20 protein-coding genes and 1 other annotated feature are annotated in these 19,758 nt (G+C 41.2%); of the genes, 18 read left to right on the top strand and 2 right to left on the bottom strand.

The annotated features are described in order from the left end of the window. Window positions 1-7 precede the first annotated feature (7 nt). Window positions 8-205, top strand: coding sequence for a ComZ family protein (locus tag C6Y07_RS13540; RefSeq protein ID WP_003211983.1), 198 nt, complete (start codon window positions 8-10; stop codon window positions 203-205). A 9-nt stretch (window positions 206-214) separates the two neighbouring features. Here C6Y07_RS13540 and C6Y07_RS13535 read toward each other — a convergent pair whose 3' ends face one another. After that, window positions 215-448 carry a hypothetical protein gene (locus C6Y07_RS13535; protein ID WP_034663296.1) on the bottom strand — a complete coding sequence of 78 codons (234 nt, stop codon included), beginning with the start codon at window positions 446-448 and terminating at the stop codon, window positions 215-217. 169 nt (window positions 449-617) lie between these two features. Here C6Y07_RS13535 and C6Y07_RS13530 point away from each other — a divergent pair, with 169 nt between their 5' ends. From C6Y07_RS13530 to C6Y07_RS13490, 9 genes are all read left to right on the top strand, one after another. Then, complete coding sequence (locus C6Y07_RS13530; protein ID WP_106156897.1) at window positions 618-1,556, top strand: beta-ketoacyl-ACP synthase III; 939 nt, start codon at window positions 618-620, stop codon at window positions 1,554-1,556. 21 nt (window positions 1,557-1,577) lie between these two features. Beyond that, window positions 1,578-2,819 carry a beta-ketoacyl-ACP synthase II gene (gene fabF / locus C6Y07_RS13525; RefSeq protein WP_106156896.1) on the top strand — a complete coding sequence of 414 codons (1,242 nt, stop codon included), beginning with the start codon at window positions 1,578-1,580 and terminating at the stop codon, window positions 2,817-2,819. A 77-nt stretch (window positions 2,820-2,896) separates the two neighbouring features. Then, a complete protein-coding gene (locus C6Y07_RS13520; RefSeq protein ID WP_060595996.1) occupies window positions 2,897-3,691 on the top strand; it encodes a DUF2268 domain-containing putative Zn-dependent protease in 795 nt (264 codons plus the stop codon). Between the two features lie 168 nt (window positions 3,692-3,859). Then, on the top strand, window positions 3,860-4,840 hold the full coding sequence (locus tag C6Y07_RS13515) for an ABC transporter ATP-binding protein (protein WP_106156894.1): 981 nt from the start codon (window positions 3,860-3,862) through the stop codon (window positions 4,838-4,840). Continuing rightward, entirely contained in the window at window positions 4,837-5,859 is a 1,023-nt protein-coding gene (locus C6Y07_RS13510; protein WP_066031039.1) for an ABC transporter ATP-binding protein, read from the top strand. Before C6Y07_RS13515 ends, C6Y07_RS13510 begins: the two co-directional genes overlap by 4 nt. A gap of 83 nt (window positions 5,860-5,942) precedes the next feature. Then, window positions 5,943-7,577, top strand: coding sequence for a peptide-binding protein (locus C6Y07_RS13505; RefSeq protein ID WP_060595998.1), 1,635 nt, complete (start codon window positions 5,943-5,945; stop codon window positions 7,575-7,577). A 230-nt stretch (window positions 7,578-7,807) separates the two neighbouring features. After that, complete coding sequence (locus C6Y07_RS13500) at window positions 7,808-8,758, top strand: ABC transporter permease (protein ID WP_060595999.1); 951 nt, start codon at window positions 7,808-7,810, stop codon at window positions 8,756-8,758. A gap of 33 nt (window positions 8,759-8,791) precedes the next feature. Continuing rightward, on the top strand, window positions 8,792-9,691 hold the full coding sequence (gene opp4C, locus C6Y07_RS13495) for an oligopeptide ABC transporter permease (RefSeq protein ID WP_081311422.1): 900 nt from the start codon (window positions 8,792-8,794) through the stop codon (window positions 9,689-9,691). Between the two features lie 178 nt (window positions 9,692-9,869). Next, window positions 9,870-10,622 carry a YjbA family protein gene (locus tag C6Y07_RS13490; protein ID WP_060596001.1) on the top strand — a complete coding sequence of 251 codons (753 nt, stop codon included), beginning with the start codon at window positions 9,870-9,872 and terminating at the stop codon, window positions 10,620-10,622. A 35-nt stretch (window positions 10,623-10,657) separates the two neighbouring features. Here the strand turns inward: C6Y07_RS13490 and trpS are convergent, their stop codons facing one another. After that, a complete protein-coding gene (trpS, locus tag C6Y07_RS13485) occupies window positions 10,658-11,653 on the bottom strand; it encodes a tryptophan--tRNA ligase (RefSeq protein WP_060596002.1) in 996 nt (331 codons plus the stop codon). Window positions 11,654-11,706: 53 nt separating this feature from the next. Beyond that, window positions 11,707-11,925 (bottom strand) — a binding site (T-box leader). 481 nt (window positions 11,926-12,406) lie between these two features. Here trpS and C6Y07_RS13480 point away from each other — a divergent pair. The 8 genes from C6Y07_RS13480 to spxA all read left to right on the top strand — a co-directional run bounded on the left by C6Y07_RS13480 (window position 12,407) and on the right by spxA (window position 19,740). Beyond that, window positions 12,407-14,044 (top strand): peptide ABC transporter substrate-binding protein, encoded by a 1,638-nt coding sequence (locus C6Y07_RS13480; RefSeq protein WP_034666712.1) that lies wholly within the window; start codon window positions 12,407-12,409, stop codon window positions 14,042-14,044. Between the two features lie 116 nt (window positions 14,045-14,160). Then, window positions 14,161-15,105: an ABC transporter permease gene (locus C6Y07_RS13475; protein WP_060596003.1), complete on the top strand. Its 945-nt coding sequence runs from the start codon at window positions 14,161-14,163 to the stop codon at window positions 15,103-15,105. A gap of 3 nt (window positions 15,106-15,108) precedes the next feature. Continuing rightward, the gene (locus C6Y07_RS13470; protein WP_034663265.1) at window positions 15,109-16,026 is read left to right on the top strand and encodes an ABC transporter permease; all 918 of its coding nucleotides are present in this window, start codon (window positions 15,109-15,111) and stop codon (window positions 16,024-16,026) included. A 12-nt stretch (window positions 16,027-16,038) separates the two neighbouring features. After that, window positions 16,039-17,118 (top strand): ABC transporter ATP-binding protein, encoded by a 1,080-nt coding sequence (locus tag C6Y07_RS13465; protein WP_034663262.1) that lies wholly within the window; start codon window positions 16,039-16,041, stop codon window positions 17,116-17,118. A gap of 1 nt (window position 17,119) precedes the next feature. Further along, the gene (locus C6Y07_RS13460) at window positions 17,120-18,040 is read left to right on the top strand and encodes an ABC transporter ATP-binding protein (RefSeq protein WP_106156892.1); all 921 of its coding nucleotides are present in this window, start codon (window positions 17,120-17,122) and stop codon (window positions 18,038-18,040) included. Between the two features lie 105 nt (window positions 18,041-18,145). Beyond that, window positions 18,146-18,433, top strand: coding sequence for a hypothetical protein (locus tag C6Y07_RS13455; protein ID WP_106031502.1), 288 nt, complete (start codon window positions 18,146-18,148; stop codon window positions 18,431-18,433). 139 nt (window positions 18,434-18,572) lie between these two features. Then, window positions 18,573-19,151 (top strand): GNAT family N-acetyltransferase, encoded by a 579-nt coding sequence (locus tag C6Y07_RS13450; RefSeq protein ID WP_106048723.1) that lies wholly within the window; start codon window positions 18,573-18,575, stop codon window positions 19,149-19,151. A gap of 193 nt (window positions 19,152-19,344) precedes the next feature. Beyond that, entirely contained in the window at window positions 19,345-19,740 is a 396-nt protein-coding gene (spxA, locus tag C6Y07_RS13445; RefSeq protein WP_003211421.1) for a transcriptional regulator SpxA, read from the top strand. Window positions 19,741-19,758: the final 18 nt, after the last annotated feature.

The raw sequence follows: 19,758 nt of genomic DNA, 5'->3' as shown, positions 1-19,758 counted from the left end.
TACGACGATGCAGCACGAAAAATCGATGGAGTTTTTACAAATTGCCATGAAGTATTTTCCGCAGGCAAAAGAAGAATTAGATAAAGCGGGTATTCAGCTTGAGCCCGAAGCTCTTCAGCCGCTTTTATCATTGTTTACATCTGTCATGCAAGAGGCATATGAGCTTGGGAAAGCAGATGCAGAATCAGAAAAAGCCACAGAATAGTGGCTTTTTTTATGATAATTTTTTCTTGAAGGCACTAATCATAGGGCCAACATCTTTAAACACAGGCTTCAGTTCATCGATGGAGTTCATAATGTTCCCAATTTGATTCATGACATGCATGTAATCAATTGAGTCTTCACTTGGAGATGTCTCCTCACGTTCCTCCTTTGCTTCTGTCTTGCTTTTCTCCTTTTCAAGCGGCTGGCCAAACATCATAGCCGAAAAAATATCTTTTTGCGCCATATCACATGCTCCTTTCTACTATCGGTATATCAATAATCTATGAAAAAAGTGAGAGGAAAGGTTAGACGTTTGTATTGCCAAGGAGAAAAAAATAAGGTAAAATTAGTACCAGATACTAATATAAGATCACAATATCACATGCTCGTATGAGTAAAAGGAGTCTTATTCAATGAATGCTGGAATTATTGGCCTTGGCCGCTATATACCTGAAAAAGTGTTAACAAATCTTGATTTAGAAAAAATGGTTGAAACTTCTGACGAATGGATTCGTACTAGAACAGGTATAGAAGAAAGAAGAATTGCTTCTGATGATGTCAATACATCACATATGGCGCTTGCTGCTGCAAAAAAAGCATTAGCTGACGCAAATGTAGCTGCAGAAGATATCGATATGATTCTTGTGGCGACAGTCACGCCAGATCAAGCATTTCCGACAGTCGCTTGTATGATTCAAGAGCAGCTCGGTGCACATAAAGCATGTGCAATGGATATTAGCGCTGCGTGTGCTGGCTTTATGTATGGGCTTGTTACTGGAAAACAATTTATCGAATCAGGTACGTTCAAGCACGTGCTCGTCATTGGCGTTGAAAAGCTTTCTCGCATTACCGACTGGGATGACCGCAATACTGCTGTTCTGTTTGGAGATGGAGCAGGTGCTGCTGTGTTAGGAGAGGTCAGCGAAGGGAAAGGAATTCTCTCATTTGAGCTTGGAGCCGATGGAAGAGGCGGGAAGCACTTGTACTTAGATGAAAAAGATCATACAATCATGAATGGACGAGAAGTATTTAAATTTGCTGTAAGACAAATGGGCGAGTCAAGCGTAAACGTCATCGAAAAAGCTGGACTATCAAAAGAAGACGTTGACTTCTTGATCCCGCATCAAGCAAATATTCGCATTATGGAAGCAGCCCGCGAACGCCTAGAGCTGCCAGTTGAAAAAATGTCGAAGACGGTCCATAAGTATGGAAACACATCAGCAGCATCTATTCCAATTTCACTATGTGAAGAAATCGAAGCCGGAAAAATTCATGACGGCGATGTGATTGTAATGGTTGGTTTTGGTGGCGGATTAACGTGGGGCGCAATCGCTATGCGATGGGGCCGATAAAAGAGTGAGGTGCACAAATTAATGGATAAAAAACGAGTAGTTGTTACAGGATTAGGTGCTTTGACACCTCTTGGCAACGATGTAGAGTCAACATGGAAAAATGCTGTAGCAGGTGTATCAGGAGTTGGACCAATCACACGTGTCGATTCAAGTGAATATACCGCAAAAGTAGCAGCAGAACTAAAAGATTTTAACATTGAAGATTACATGGAGAAAAAAGAAGCACGAAAAATGGCACGCTTCACGCAATATGCAGTCGTTGCTGCTCAAAAGGCGCTAGAAGATTCACGTCTTGAAATCACAGATGAAATCGCACCGCGTGTTGGTGTATGGGTTGGGTCTGGTATTGGCGGACTTGAAACATTTGAAGAGCAGTTTGAAGTGTATTCAAATAAAGGAGCAAGACGCGTAAGCCCATTCTTCGTTCCAATGATGATTCCAGATATGGCAACAGGCCAAATTTCAATTGCACTTGGCGCAAAAGGGGTTAACTCTTGTACAGTGACAGCATGTGCAACAGGGACAAACTCAATTGGTGATGCATTTAAAGTCATTCAGCGCGGAGATGCAGATGCGATGATCACAGGCGGAACAGAAGCGCCGTTAACAAAAATGTCATTTGCTGGTTTCTGTGCGAACAAAGCTCTTTCGACAAATCCTGATCCAGAGACAGCAAGCCGTCCATTTGACAAAAACCGTGACGGATTTGTTATGGGAGAGGGTGCAGGGATTGTCGTTCTTGAAGAACTCGAGCATGCGTTAAAACGCGGTGCGACAATTTATGCAGAAATTGTTGGATATGGTTCAACTGGAGATGCGTATCATATTACAGCGCCGGCTCCAAACGGAGAAGGCGGCGTCCGCGCAATGAAAGAAGCGATTCGAGATGCTGGTTTGTCTGTGGAAGAAATTGATTATATCAATGCCCACGGAACAAGCACACCTTACAATGATAAATTTGAAACAATGGCCATTAAAGAAGTGTTCGGAAAGCATGCGAATCAGCTTGCCATCAGTTCGACAAAATCAATGACAGGTCACTTACTTGGCGCAGCAGGCGGAGTAGAAGCTATTTTCTCTGTTCTTGCGATTAAAGCCAGCGTCATTCCTCCAACTATTAACCTTGAAACACCGGATGAAGAATGTGATCTAGATTATGTGGCAAATGAAGCACGTTCAAAAGAAGTACAAGTGGCTCTAAGTAACTCACTTGGCTTTGGCGGACATAATGCGACAATTATCTTTAAAAAATACGAAGCGTAATATTTCCTAAGAAGGCGGCGATCTATAAACAGATCGCCGCTTTTTTGCATATGTTGAAAATGGAGGTGTTTAGCGGTATGGGTCTAGTCAATACACAATATCTCATTCATCAATCATCATCATTTCAGGAGCTGGCATCGCGCTTTATTCCTTATTTTAAAGGGGCAGAGGAAAAAGAATGGTCCTCTATTCTCTCCCACCTGCAGCATCACGGAATGATTCGGTCTTTTAGATCATGCAAAGACATGATCGACAAGCTCAAAGAAAAAGGGTACTTCCAGCTCGTCATGAAAGAATACCAAACGCTGCAAAAGCAGTGGAAAGGTCCTGACATTCCTGTCTTTATTTTGCCAGTCAATGAGAGCAGCAAAGAAATTAGAGAACAATTTTATTATCAATCCGGCATGGCATTTGACGACAAGGTCTTTCTCTTTTTGTCGACAAATACTCCGAAAGAACGTATCGGTACATTGCTGACTCATGAATATCACCATGTATGCAGGTTGCATTTTCTCACGAAAGAAGAAAAAGATTTTACATTCCTTGATACAATCATGATGGAGGGGCTCGCTGAATATGCTGTGTATCATAGATACGGAGAAAGCTATACAGCCAAATGGACCACTCTCTATGACGAAACGCAGCTTCAGCACTTGTATAAGAAATGGGTATCCAGTCATCTTGATCAAAAAGTGCAGGACGACGAAAGACTGATACAGAACCTCCTTTATGGAAAAGGGAACTACCCCAAAATGCTTGGTTACGCCACCGGGTTTTATATCGTGAAAAAGTATTTCAGTGAGCACCGAATCAGCGAGGAGTCTATGATTGCAGAGCCGTCCGAAACTTTTTTAAAGGCGGTAGACTCATAAAGTGAATGATTCACATAAAAAGAGACATATTACAAATTTACTAAATTCTTCTTGATTTCGTCATAACAATGTAATAATATACAAATATAAATTTTGATAATTCTTTTTATTCAAAAAAGACAGAATTTTTTATTCACTTCTATTGTCTATGGAGAAAGGGGCGAATGAATGACCAAGCTGCTCGAAGTGCAAAACTTAAAAACATATTTTTTTCGAAAAAAAGAACCGATACCTGCTGTTGATGGCGTTGATTTCAGCATCAACAGAGGAGAAACTGTCGCGTTAGTCGGTGAGTCTGGATCTGGTAAAAGCATTACGTCCTTATCCATTATGGGGTTGATAAACGGCACTGGTGGAAAAATTATGGACGGTTCCATCAAGCTTGATGGAAAGGACCTAGTTACATATGGTGAAAAGGAATTATGCAGCATTCGTGGTAATGATGTATCTATGATCTTTCAGGAACCCATGACCTCACTTAATCCCGTCCTAACCATCGGGGAACAAATAACAGAAATCCTCATCTATCACAAAAAACTTTCAAAAAAAGAAGCGACGAAAAAAGCGATTGATCTGCTGAAGATTGTTGGTTTTTCCAGACCGGAACAAATCATCAAAGATTACCCGCACCGTTTATCAGGCGGCATGCGGCAAAGAGTGATGATTGCCATTGCGCTAAGCTGCGATCCGAAGCTTCTCATTGCAGATGAACCGACAACTGCCCTAGATGTAACGATTCAAGCCCAGGTGCTCACATTGATGAAAGATTTATGCACGACATTTGGTACATCTATTCTTCTCATTACTCATGATCTAGGTGTCGTGTCTGAAGTGGCAGATCGAGTCATTGTCATGTACTGCGGACAGGTTGTTGAAAATGGGACCGTCGAAGAATTATTTGATCAACCGCTTCATCCTTACACAGAAGGGCTGCTTGAATCGATTCCTGTCATTGACGGAGACATACAGCCGTTAAGGGCGATAAAAGGGAATGTCCCTGCGCCAGATCAGCTTCCAGCCGGCTGCCGCTTTGCTCCTAGATGCCTGAAAGTGAAGGAGCGCTGCCTAGGAGAGCTGCCTAAGCTGAGGACATTTGAGAATGGCAGAAGCGTCAGATGCTTCTTATATGAGGAGGCAGACCATACATGACCCTTGCTCAAAATCAACCACAGCCAACAGATCTAACAGAGAAAGAAACCATCCTTGAACTGAAACAGATCCGAAAACATTTTCCGATTAAAGCGGGCGTCTTTCAGAAGAAAGTCGGTGCAGTCAAAGCTGTTGACGGCATAGACTTGAAGATTTATAAAGGTGAAACGTTAGGCATTGTTGGGGAGTCAGGGTGCGGTAAATCTACACTAGGCCGGACAATGATTCGCTTATATCAGCCAACTGACGGTCAAATCTTTTTTAAAGGGCAAGATATCTCCCGCGTATCAGAATCAAAGCTAAGACAATCAACACGAAAAAACATCCAAATGGTTTTTCAAGATCCCTTTGCATCACTCAACCCTAGAAAAACACTTCGAAGCATCATCAAAGAACCCTACAAAACACATCACTTATATTCCTTAAAAGAAAGAAATGAAAAAGTAGAACAGCTTTTATCAAAGGTGGGCCTTCATCCAAGCTTTGCAAATCGCTACCCTCACGAATTTTCTGGCGGGCAGAGGCAGCGAATCGGCATCGCTCGTGCGCTTGCCATGAATCCCGAAATGATCATCGCAGATGAGCCGGTATCAGCACTTGATGTATCCATTCAGGCGCAGGTGATTAATCTGATGGAGGAGCTTCAGGAGGAATTTGACCTGACATATCTATTTATCTCTCACGATTTAAGTGTGGTCAGGCACATTAGTGATAGAGTCGGCGTGATGTATCTGGGCAAAATGATGGAGCTTGCCGATAAGCACAGCCTGTATGATGAACCGCTCCATCCATATACACAGGCACTGCTTTCTTCTGTTCCTGTTACCCGTAAAAAGGGTCAGATCAAAAGAGAACGTATCATGCTTCAAGGCGATCTGCCAAGTCCTGCGAATCCGCCAAAAGGCTGCGTATTTCACACAAGATGCCCGCATGCGAAGGAAATCTGTAAAGAAAAAATACCAGCATTTCAGGAATTAAAAACAAACCACTTCGTTGCCTGCCACCTCTACGACGCTTAATCAGCTTGGAAGATCTCATCTTTGAGAGGGGGGATGAAGCGGCATCTGTCGTCATTTCTAAAAAAGGATAGGGGGAATTGTATATGAAAGGTAGAAATAGAAAACCCATTTTGGTCAGTTTACTGCTGATCTTTACACTCATGCTTGCGGCTTGCTCTAGTGGAAATAAAACATCTGGAGACAGTGAAAAGAAATCAACTGGAAAACCTGTACAAGGCGGAGACCTTGTCATCGGTTCAATTGCAGAGCCTACGTTATTTAACTCGCTGTATTCAACAGACGTGGCAAGCTCTGATATTGAGGAAAGAATCTACAGCTTCTTACTTCAAACTGACGGAAAGCTGAACCCTCAGCTATCGCTGGCAGAGGATATTAAAGAATCTGATGACGGCAAGCAATTTGATGTGACCATTAAAAAAGGCGTAAAGTTTCATGATGGTGAAGAACTGACGGCTGATGATGTTGTGTTTACATACAGCATTCCGATCAATAAGGACTACAATGGAGAGCGCGGATCAGGCTTTGAAGTATTAGATTCTGTTAAAAAGACAGGGGATTACTCAATCGAATTCAAGCTCAATAAAAAAGATCCCTATTTCTATAATGTCACATTAGGAAGCTATGGCATTTTGCCTAAGCATATTTTAGGTGATGTGCCTGTAAAGGATCTCGGTGAAAATGAATTTAACCGAAAAAATCCAATTGGTTCAGGTCCATTTAAATTTGCCGAGTGGAAAGAAGGAGACTACGTTAAACTAGAAGCCTTTGACGATTATTGGGATGGACGTCCATACCTTGATACCGTCACGATTAAAACCATTCCTGATCAGAATGCAGCGATTGCCCAGCTGTCAGCAGGCGATATTGATTTCTTTGCTGTACCGGGAGCAGAGCTGCAAACAGCTGAAAAAGTCAGCAATATTAAAATTGAATCTGATCTAGGGCTCAATTATTCATACATTGGCTGGAACCAGAAAAATGATCTCTTTAAAAGTAAAAAGGTCCGCCAAGCGCTGACACATGCCATTGATCGTCAAACGATTGTCGATCAAGTGTTAGACGGAGACGGCAAAGTAGCCAACATTCCAGAAAGTCCGCTGTCATGGAACTATCCGAAGAATGATCGTGTTCCAGTATTTGAGTTTGATCAAGAAAAAGCGAAAAAGATACTGAAAGAAGAGGGCTGGGAGGATACAGATGGAGATGGCTATCTTGATAAGAACGGCAAAAAATTCTCCTTTGTCATAAAGACCAACCAAGGAAACAAAGTCCGTGAAGACATCGCTGTCGTTGTCCAGCAGCAGCTCAAAGAAATTGGTGTTGAAGCGAAGCCGCAAATTGTGGAATTCAGTGCACTCATTGAGCAGACGACACCGCCTAAGTGGGATTACGATGCGCTGCTGCTCGGCTGGAGCCTTGCCACATTCCCTGATCAATTCAGCATCTTCCACTCAAGCCAGTCAGAAAAAGGCTTGAATAACATCTGGTATAAAAATGAAGAGGTCGATAAGCTGTTAGTGGATGCTAAGAACTTAAGCGATCGAAAAGAATATTCAAAGGCATATGAAAAAATTTATGAACTGATCGCAGAAGATCAGCCATATACGTTCCTTTATTATGCCAACTCACATCGCGCGATGCCATCTAATCTCCAAGGCTACTCTTACCACCCGAAAGATGAGTATTACAAAATCGAGAAATGGTGGATTGAACAGTAGGCTGTTAGTGAAGAGGGGGGGAGGGTTCTCCCCTTTCAGCGTGAAGACAAACCCTTCTATTCGGCGTCAGTCCGGCGCGCTGGTGCTCACGATGATTTCATTCACCAAGCACCAGTTAGATTTTAAGGGTTCTCATATCACGCTGCAATGAAGACAGAGGGCTAAAATAAAGACTATTTTAGCCCTTTTTCATCACAGTATGGCGATCCGATGAAAAAGGAGTTGTGCATATGGTTACATATATCATTAGAAGGACACTGCTTTCCATTCCCATCTTATTTGGGATTACTATTTTGTCCTTCGCCATTATGAAAGCAGCACCAGGCGATCCAATGTCACTCATGATGGACCCGACCATTAGTGCCGCAGACCGGGAAGCCTTTATTGATAAGTACGGCTTGAACGATCCTGAATATGTGCAATATATGAAATGGCTTGGCAATATGCTTCAAGGTGACTTTGGCACTTCCATTGTTAAAAAGGGAACGCCCGTGGCTGATTTGATTTTTGCCCGGCTGCCAAATACCCTCATCCTCATGATCTTTTCTACATTAGTCGCACTGATCATCGCCATCCCATTTGGTGTTCTTTCAGCAAAACGTCCATATACAAAGCTTGACTATGGCATTACGGTTACATCTTTTATCGGACTGGCTATTCCGAACTTTTGGTTTGGACTCATTCTGATTATGGTTTTATCTGTGAATCTAGGATGGTTCCCGACAGGCGGTGTTTCTACCTTAAATGCCGATTTTAATGTGTTTGACCGGCTCCATCACATCATTTTACCAGCCTTTGTTTTAGCAACTGCTGATATGGCAGGGCTCACCCGGTACACAAGGTCGAGTATGCTTGATGTCATGAGGCAGGATTATATTCGCACCGCAAGAGCGAAAGGCTTTCGAGAAAACAAAGTCATTTTCAAGCACGGGTTAAGAAACGGTCTTATGCCTGTCATTACGATTTTCGGATTGATGGTTCCATCCTTTATTGGCGGCGCAGTCGTGGTGGAACAAATTTTCACTTGGCCAGGGCTTGGAAAGCTGTTCATTGATTCTGCCTTTTCGAGAGATTATCCGGTCATTATGGCGATGACTGTTATTTCCGCAGTGCTCGTGGTGGTTGGAAATTTAATAGCGGATATTCTATATGCGATCGTTGATCCGCGTATTGAATATTAGAAGGGAGCTGAAGCACAATTGGCACAGCCTAATATGGGAACACCTCCTGTTGATCTCAAATTAAAAGAGGGTCTTCCGCCAAAGCCAGAGACGATGCTGCGTTTATTTTGTGAGAAATTTTTCAAAAATAAACTGGCGGTTGCCGGCTCCGTGATCTTATTGGTCATTATCTTTTCAGCCATTTTCGCTCCAGTGATTGCCCCTTATGCACCAGAGCAGCAAGATTTATTGAAACGGCTCCAGCCGCCAAGTGCTGAGCATTTGATGGGAACTGACAAGTTTGGCCGAGATATTTTCTCAAGGGTGCTTTATGGAGCGAGGGTCTCTCTGCTAGTTGGCTTCGTCTCAGTGGTCGGGGCGATCACCATTGGCACCGTCGTTGGAGCGGTAGCAGGGTATTTCAAAGGATTTGTTGATTCTATCTTAATGAGATTTGTTGATGTGGTATTGTCGATTCCTGACATTTTTCTATTGATCACGCTTGTCACCATTTTCAAACCGGGCATTGATAAATTGATATTAATCTTTGCTTTGACCGGCTGGACCACAACCGCGAGACTGATACGCAGTGAATTCTTATCACTACGAACAAGAGAATTCGTACTTGCGGCAAGAACCATTGGAACGAAAAACCATGTCATCATCTTTTCGCATATTTTACCGAACTGTATCGGTCCTATTATCGTGTCAGCTACACTTAAAGTAGGTTCCGTCATTTTAGCCGAATCAACGCTGAGCTATCTAGGGTTTGGCATACAGCCGCCAACAGCAAGCTGGGGCAACATGCTGCAAGATGCACAAAACTTCTCGATTATGGTGCAAGCGTGGTGGTATCCGCTCTTCCCAGGTTTACTGATATTGCTGACCGTTTTATGCTTTAATTTCTTAGGAGATGGGCTGAGAGATGCGCTTGATCCTAAAAAGCTAAAGTAATGCCTCATTTTTTATGACAAGATGAAAGGGACTCTGCGACACGCACTTTGTTTTCTTTATAAAAATAAAAAAATGCACGCCATCATTCACTCCGCTTGAAGTTTAATAAAGTTGGAATAATTTCTCTATCCCTTGCCCATACTGTGGACAACAGTTTTTATAAAGTGAGGGATTGGTTATGTTATTTCTTCATGACGTATGGGTGAATTGGTTTGAAGGGGAAGAAAATGGCTACAATGTGTGTCATTTTCATGAGTGGCGTAAGGAGGACAGTGTGGAGCTGTTAGATCAAGTGCCTTTACTCAAGGTGCAGAGTCCTTTGTTTGATTACATAGAGAATGATCTTTCAGAACTGCCGAAGACGCTGCTAGAATCTGTCTTTGAGAAATCATATATTCGAAAAAATCATGAACGGCGTAAACTAGAATATTGCTTTGTGGTCACGGACGGTATCCGGATTATTGCTGTGGATACGATTGGGTATTCCATTCCTGTGAGGAAAAGCCGCTTAATCCCAAGGCAGGAGCAATTGGTGTATGAGATGGTGAAAGATGTGAAGGCTGAGGAATATGAATTTTCTCTGGATAGTCTTGAGTCGGCGAAGGAGTATCATATTTTGTCTTTGCCGCCGCAGCACATCAGCGGATTAACGAGAAAAGAAAGACAGTTGAAGCAGCTAATGTTTATGGCGCTCGATCAATTAAAAGGTCTTCAAAACAGAGCAGAAATTGCGTATTGGTATACGGAATGGAACCCGCGCATGTACAATCAAATCAAACGAATGTCATTCGAAGAGATTTGGAACATGCTTTACAATGAAACCATTGATGGATGGTCAGAGAATCATTTAGCATTTTGTGAAAAAATGATTAAGGGACAGCCGTTTTTTGAAAAGCTTTGGGAAATGGAAAACGAATCAAAAGTGAATTAGAAAAAGCTTGCAGCGTGATGTGCTGCAAGCTTTTTTTATTTGCGTTTTCTGCCAAGACCCATCGCATTCTCCATTTTTTTCAGCATTTTGTTTGCTGCGCGGTTTGCTTTTTCAGCACCTTCGTCAAGAATGCGGTCAAGCTCGTCTGACTCAATGAGTTCATAGTACCGATCTTGTATTGGTTTTAAAGCATCAACGACTACGTTCGCAAGATCTCCCTTAAATTCACCATACCCTTTGCCTTCATACTTTTGCTCAAGCTCTGCAATCGATACGTTGCCTAACACAGAATAAATCGTCAGCAAGTTGGCAATACCAGGCTTGTTCTCTTTGTCGTATTTGACGATGCCTTCTGAATCCGTCACAGCACTTTTGATTTTCTTTTCTAGCTGCTTTGGTTCATCTAATAAGGTAATGAAGGATTTTTGGTTCGGATCGGATTTGCTCATCTTTTTCGTTGGATCTGTTAAAGACATAATCCGAGCGCCTTCTTTTGGAATTTTCACTTCAGGTACAGTGAAGATGTCATTGTATTTTCGATTAAAACGTTCAGCAAGCGTTCTAGTCAATTCAAGATGCTGCTTTTGGTCTTCTCCGACAGGGACTAAATCAGTACCGTATAATAAGATATCGCCAGCCATTAATGGGGGATACGTTAATAGGCCTGAAACAACCGCTTCCTTACCAGCGGATTTGTCCTTAAATTGGGTCATTCTTTCTAATTCCCCAATATAAGCAACACATTGCAGCATCCATCCTGCCTGGGCGTGAGCAGGTACCTCTGATTGGATAAACAATGTTGCCTTCTCTGGATCAAGTCCAACTGCTAAATAAAGAGCTGCTAAGCTTCTAATATTTTGGCGAAGAGCTAGCCGGTCCTGACTCACCGTAATCGCATGTTGATCGACTACACAAAAATAGCCATGATAATCATGCTGCAAATCGACAAATTGCTTCATTGCTCCAATATAGTTCCCTAAAGTCACAGAACCGCTCGGCTGAATGCCAGAAAAAATTGTCTTCTTTGTCATACTAAAACCTCTTTTCTTCAATATAAAAAGGCCCACCCGTCACTTTTCAACAGAAAAGGGACGAATGAACCGTGGTACCACCCTTGTTATTTCACAAAGAAATCACTCAAGACGTTGATATCGGAGACTGCTCCGTCTAAGCCTACTAACTTTCAAAAGTGTTCGGTTAGCTGCTCCAAAGCCCATTCCATACATGCCATTATCTGCTCGCACCAGCCGCAGACTCTCTGTAAATGGTGAATATATGTACTCTTCTTTTTCATCGCAACAGTATGTCTATCTATTATAAAGGATGACCATAAAAAAGTCACGAAGCCCTCATGTGACCTTCTCATCATGCCGTTTGACATCTAAAATTTTAGATAAAAAACCAACTATCTGTCAGAATTTTTTAAAAAAGGATGATTAATTATATGTATAAAACATTATTCCTGCTGAATTTGTTAAATTATTTTAATCAATTTACGCTTTAATTTGTTGAAGTGATTGAGACTTTAGTTTATAAAAATCCCTCTTTATCCCCATTTACGTTTTTTTAAAATATATGAAATTGATATTGCAATAAATTATTCTATTCATTATAATTAATTTGTTCACACGTTTGTGCTAGGCTCTTTACATAGTGAAAATTCAGAAAAAACAAAAGAAATAGAAAGTAAGCTATTTAGGGACTTTTTTACGCTATTTCTTAAATCTGAATCTCATCTTCTATCGAGACCTTTGAACTAAAACATATTATAAGGGGGAATACAGTTGAAAAAGCGTTGGTCTGTTGTTACTTTAATGCTTATTTTCACACTTGTATTAAGCGCTTGTGGTTTCAGCGGAAACAAATCAGGCGACAGCACGAGCAGTTCTGGAGAGGCTAAAACAACATTAAATGTGAATATCTCCACTGAGCCTTTTTCTCTACATCCGGGATTGGCAAATGATTCAACTTCAGGAAGTGTCATCCGTCAGACTTTTGAGGGATTAACAAGAATTAACGCTGAAGGTAAGCCAGAAAATGCAATGGCTTCTGATATCAAAACAAGTGCTGATGGTAAAACATACACATTCACACTTCGTGATGCAAAATGGTCTAATGGTGACCCTGTCACAGCTAAAGATTTCGAATATGCTTGGAAATGGGCATTAGATCCTAAAAATGAATCTCAATATGCTTACCAGCTTTACTATATTAAAGGTGCTGAAGCAGCGAACAAAGGGAAAGCGAAAGTTGCTGATGTTGGCATTAAAGCTAAAGACGACAAAACGCTTGTAGTTGAGCTAGAGAACCCAACACCGTTCTTTACTGAACTAACTGCATTCTATACGTATATGCCAGTCAACAAAAAAGTGGCTGAAAAGAATAAAAACTGGTTCACAAATGCTGGTGAAAACTACGTATCTAACGGACCATTCGTTCTTTCTAAATGGAAACATGGCGGTTCTATCACGCTTGAAAAGAACAATGAATACTGGGATAAAGATACTGTGAAATTGAAAAAGATCAACATGTCTATGATCAAAGATACAAACACTGAGCTTAGCATGTTCAAAAAAGGCGAGCTTGACTGGGCTGGTTCACCAACTGGAAGCCTTCCAACTGAGTCTTTAAAAACATTGAAAAAAGAAGGCGGTCTTAAAATCCAAACGATCGCAGGTATCTATAACTACAAATTCAACACAGAAGTAAAACCTTTAAACAATGCAAACATCCGTAAGGCCCTTGCATACTCAATCAACCGTCAAGCGATCGTTGACAAAATTACGCAAGGTGAGCAAGTGCCAGCTATGGCAATCGTTCCTCCAACAATGGAAGGATTCACTGATAACAAAACTGGCTACTTCAAAGATCACGATGTAGCAACTGCGAAAGAATTTCTTGAAAAAGGTGTGAAAGAATTAGGTTATAAGTCAGTTTCTGATCTTCCAGCATTGAAACTTTCTTACAACACAGATGAAGGCCACCAAAAGATTGCACAAGCAATTCAAGAAATGTGGAAGAAAGACTTAGGCGTGAAAGTTGAACTTGATAACTCTGAGTGGAACGTATACATCGACAAGATCCACAGCGGAGATTACCAAATCGGACGTATGGGCTGGTTAGGTGACTTCAACGATCCAGTGAACTTCCTTGAGCTTTACAAAGATAAAGACGGTGGAAACAACGACACTGGATGGGAAAGCAAAGAGTACAAACAATTGTTGAATGATTCTGCGAAAGAAACAGATAAAACGAAACGTGAAGAAATGCTGAAAAAAGCAGAAGAAATCATCATCAACGATATGCCTATAGCACCAATTTACTTCTACACTCAGCTTTGGGTACAAGATCCAAAACTAAAAGGTGTGGTTGTATCTGGACTAGGTGATGTTCAATACAAATGGGCACATTTCGAAAAGTAAGAATTATAGTGTAAGAGATCTACGGCAAGGATCTTAAGGTATATGGAGGATGTCTCTCCATATACCTTTCTTGCTGATTAGAGAAAATGTTGTAAAATCATGGAGGTGCAATTCCGTTGCTTAAATATATCGGTAAGCGATTAATATATATTTTAATCACACTGTTTGTTATTGTAACTGCAACTTTCTTTCTCATGCAGGCAGCACCGGGTGGTCCATTCTCTGGTGAGAAGAAACTTCCTGCTGAAATTGAAGCAAACCTAAACGAGCACTACGGGTTGGACAAGCCCTTATTTGTTCAATATGTAAACTACTTAGGTTCAGTTGCAAAATTAGATTTTGGTCCCTCATTTAAATATAAAGGACAAACTGTAAATGACTTAATCAGTTCTGGATTCCCCGTTTCCTTTACCCTCGGAATTGAGGCAATTCTCCTCGCATTAGCATTTGGTGTATTGTTTGGGGTCCTTGCAGCGCTCTATCATAACAAGTGGCAGGACTATACGATTGCCATTTTAACGATCTTTGGAATTTCAGTTCCAAGTTTCATTTTAGCTGCGCTGCTACAATATGTATTTGCATCTGAGGCAAGCGTTTTAGCGATTTTCCCAGTTGCAGGATGGGAGTCTTGGGCCAGCACCGTACTACCTTCTATTGCACTTTCCTTCATGCCTATGGCATTTATCGCTAGACTTGCACGGTCAAGTATGCTTGAAGTTCTAAACAGTGATTACATTAGAACGGCTAGAGCGAAAGGATTAACGAAATCAGCTGTGACGATTAAACACGCAATTCGAAACGCATTGTTACCTGTCATTACATATATGGGACCAATGGCTGCTTCAGTGTTAACAGGTAGTTTTGTCGTGGAGAAGATTTTCGGTATTCCTGGATTAGGCTCTCACTTTGTCACAAGTATTACAAACCGTGATTACACCGTCATCATGGGTGTCACAGTCTTCTACAGTATTATTCTATTAATCAGTATTCTAGTCGTTGACGTCCTCTACGGTATTATCGATCCTAGAATTAAACTGACGAAGGCGAAGAAAGGGGTCTAACACATGGAAGAGATGAGAAAAGATTTATTTGTTCCTGCGACAGCTGACGCAGCAGAATCTGAAAAAATTTCTAAACCTAGTCTATCTTTATGGAAGGATGCTATGCTTCGCTTCCGTGCAAATAAACTTGCAATGGTTGGTCTTTCAATCATTTTTATTATTGTGATGCTGGCCATCTTTGTTCCGATTTTTTCTAAATATGATTACTCGACGACCGATTTACTGAATGCAGACCAGCCACCTTCAAAAGAGCACTGGTTCGGTACAGATGATTTAGGACGTGACATGTTTGTCCGTACATGGGTCGGGGCAAGAATTTCGATCTTCATCGGTCTTGCTGCAGCGGTCCTTGACGTGATCATCGGTATTATCTGGGGAAGTATTGCTGCGTTCAAAGGCGGCCGTACAGATGAAGTCATGATGCGTATCGCAGACGTTTTATGGGCAATTCCAACACTATTAATGGTTATCTTAATGATGGTTGTTCTGCCAAAAGGATTATTAACAATTATCCTCGCCATGACAGTCGTAGGCTGGATAAACATGGCACGTATCGTTCGGGGACAGGTTCTACAATTAAAGAGTCAAGAGTACGTTCTTGCTGCACAAACATTAGGTGCGAAAACATCTAGACTTTTATTTAAACACTTAATTCCAAACTCAATGGGACCAATTCTTGTCACAATGACACTCACCATTCCTTCAGCTATTTTCACGGAGGCATTCTTAAGCTATCTAGGACTTGGTGTACCGGCTCCATTAGCGAGCTGGGGAACAATGGCGTCTGACGGAATTCCGGCCATGACGTACTATCCTTGGAGATTATGGTTCCCAGCCGCATTTATCTGTATAACAATGTTTGGTTTTAACGTGGTTGGAGACGGACTAAGAGACGCTTTAGATCCGAAGTTGCGTAAATAAGGAGTGATTAGGATGGAACGTGAACGTATTCTAGAGGTGAAAGACCTTGCAATCTCATTTAAAACATATGGTGGAGAGGTTCAAGCCATTCGTGGTGTGAACTTCCACTTAAATAAAGGCGAGACACTTGCTATTGTAGGTGAATCTGGCTCTGGTAAAAGTGTGACATCACAGGCCATCATGAGATTAATACCGATGCCGCCGGGTTATTTCAAGCGCGGACAGATCCTGTTTGATGGGCAAGATATCGTCAAGAAAACAGAAAAACAAATGCAAACCATTCGAGGAAAAGACATCTCAATGATCTTCCAGGATCCGATGACTTCTTTGAATCCAACGATGAAAGTCGGGAAGCAAATTACAGAAGTACTGTTCAAGCACGAACAAATTTCAAAAGAAGCGGCTGAAAAAAGAGCCATTGAATTACTGGAGCTTGTTGGAATTGCAATGCCTGAAAAAAGAATCAAGCAATACCCGCACGAATTTAGTGGCGGGATGAGACAAAGGGTTGTCATCGCGATGGCGCTCGCAGCAGATCCAAAGCTATTGATTGCCGATGAGCCGACGACAGCACTAGATGTAACGATTCAGGCGCAAATTTTAGAATTAATGAAAGAAATTCAGCAAAAGGTGGAAACATCTATTATCTTTATTACGCATGATCTAGGTGTTGTCGCCAACGTCGCTGATCGTGTAGCCGTTATGTATGCAGGACAGATTGTGGAGACAGGGACTGTTGATGAAATTTTCTACAATCCAAAACATCCATATACGTGGGGACTTTTAGCATCAATGCCGAGCCTTGACACAGATGGCGGAGATGAAGGAAAGCTGACTGCAATCCCAGGAACACCGCCAGATCTGACAAACCCGCCGAAAGGAGATGCATTTGCACTCCGAAGCGATTATGCAATGAAAATTGACTTTGAACAAGAACCGCCAATGTTCAAAGTATCAGATACGCATTATGTGAAATCATGGCTACTTCATCCAAATGCACCTAAAGTTGAACCGCCTGCTTCTGTAAAGGCGAGAATGCGTGAACTAGAAGGTAGCTACGAAAAACCTGTATTAGTAAAAGAGGGTGAATAGCATGGCAGAAAAACTGTTAGAAATCAAAAATTTGAAGCAACATTTCCATACAGCAAGAGGGACTGTGAAAGCAGTTGACGGAGTTTCATTTGATATTTATAAAGGTGAAACACTTGGCCTTGTAGGGGAGTCTGGTTGTGGTAAATCCACTACGGGCCGCTCCATCATTAGACTTTATGATGCGACAGATGGTGAGGTTCTTTATAAAGGGGAAAGTGTACACGGGAAGAAATCAAGACAAAAAATGCTTGAGTTCAACCGTCAAATGCAGATGATCTTCCAAGATCCATATGCCTCACTCAACCCTAGAATGACAGTCCTTGATATCATTGCAGAAGGCATCGACATTCATGGCCTAGCAAAAACAAAGCAAACACGTAAAGAGCGTGTGTACCAATTACTTGAAACTGTTGGCTTGAACAAAGAGCATGCAAACAGATACCCGCATGAATTCTCAGGTGGTCAAAGGCAGCGTATCGGAATTGCCCGTGCATTAGCAGTTGAACCAGATTTCATCATCGCCGATGAACCAATCTCTGCATTAGATGTGTCGATCCAAGCACAGGTCGTCAACTTAATGAAAGAACTTCAAGAAGAAAAAGGCTTAACGTACTTATTCATTGCCCATGACCTGTCTATGGTAAAATACATCAGCGATCGTATTGGCGTGATGTATTTCGGAAAATTGGTTGAACTGGCACCAGCGAATGAATTATACGAAAATCCGCTTCATCCATATACAAAATCATTACTATCTGCGATTCCGCTCCCAGATCCAGATTATGAGCGTAACCGCAAACGAATCAAGTATGATCCATCTGTTCACAAAGGAACGAACACCGAGTTCCGTGAAGTGAAGCCAGGTCACTTTGTGAGCTGCACAGAGGAAGAATTCAAAGAGCTTCAAGCTAAACAATCATAAGAAGAAAGAAGCGCTGCTATGTCAGTGCTTCTTTTTTTATTTTACAAAAAAATAAGATGATGGTAATTTCTAGATAACAACAAGCAGGTTCTAGGAGGAAATCAGATGTCCATATGGAAGACGTTTCGCTACTCATTATTTCACTTTCTAATTGTATTCATGCTTTTTTCAACGTCTTTTTTGAGGAAACCAAATGGGGGACAGTGGATGCTCGTGTTTATGGTGCTCATTGGCATTGTGTCTTTTTCGGTGGAATATATGCTTAACCGAAAGACAAGCAATCAGAAGCAAGAAGCACGGCGCATGAAGTATCTTTATTTCATTATGTTTCAAATAGCGATGACACTTATCCTCTTTGTTTGTTTTCAACTACTCATGGACCGTTCGATATAAAACTTTTTTCTGTTGTTTGAAAAAAAGTGAAACTAGTGAAGACTTTGCTGCGTCTTACTACTAGTACAGGCGTTTAAATAATAGGAAATCGGGAATATCTAAGGAAGTGGTTCTTAACGATATCATAAGGAGCGGATCCATGAATTGGTATGAAAAGCTCAGTGAATACTTCCCGATAGAAGAAATGAAGTCAAAAGAGCATATGGAAGCTTTATTAAAGGAAAGAAGTGATGTTTATCATAAGGAGGAAGGACCTCATCATGTGATGATGTACGCCGAATTTGATTCTTTCATCTTTATTGATTATTTATTTGTTTCCAGAGATGCAAGAGGTGAAGGCCTCGGATCAAAGCTCATTTATAAGCTGAAGGAAAAAAAGAAACCGATCTTGCTTGAGGTCGAGCCTGTAGATGAAGATGATGCAGATACTGCAAAACGCCTAAAGTTTTACCAAAGAGAGCACTTCAAGCACGCAGAATCAATCGGTTATAAACGCAGGTCACTTGCAACAAATGAAGTGAACCGCATGGAAATCCTTTATTGGTCGCCTCTTACAGATAATGAGGAAGAAATGATGGAGGCTATGAAGAAGACCTATGAACGAATCCATACGTATAAAGATGAAGAATGGTATGGGCAGTCGTATGAGGATGTTGATGATGTATTGAAGGTCATTGAAAATAGAAAACAAAAAAATATTTTCGATCATCTCGACTAAATGAGAATGTTCAGACATCAAACGGCACCAAAAAATGAATGAAATTGTCTAGTTTTTGTCACAAAAATTGCAAGAAAATCTGTTCACACTTACTTTTTTATAGTATAATCACTATAAAGATTACTTATTTAGAACAATTTTAATTTAAGAATACAGATCAATATTCATTCTACAAATTGAGGAGTGAAGATTTATGGTAACATTATACACATCACCAAGCTGTACATCATGTAGAAAAGCAAGAGCGTGGTTAGAAGAGCACAATATCCCGTATCAAGAGAGAAACATCTTTTCTGAGCCTCTTTCAATCGATGAAATCAAAGAAATTCTTCGAATGACTGAAGACGGTACAGATGAAATTATCTCAACACGTTCAAAAGTATTCCAAAAGCTAAATGTGAATGTTGAGACAATGCCTCTTCAACAATTGTATAAACTGATCAATGAGCATCCAGGTCTTTTAAGACGTCCAATCATCTTGGATGAAAAAAGACTACAAGTTGGCTACAATGAAGATGAAATTAGACGTTTCCTTCCAAGAACGGTTCGTACATTCCAACTAAGAGAAGCTCAGCGACTTGCTAACTAATAGAAAATAGAAAATTGA

The organism is Bacillus sp. LNXM12-1 (assembly GCF_003004375.1).
In the GTDB taxonomy this organism is placed as follows: domain Bacteria; phylum Bacillota; class Bacilli; order Bacillales; family Bacillaceae; genus Bacillus.
Note: the sequence above shows the minus strand (reverse complement) of the source record. Positions and strands in the feature narration are given on the sequence as shown.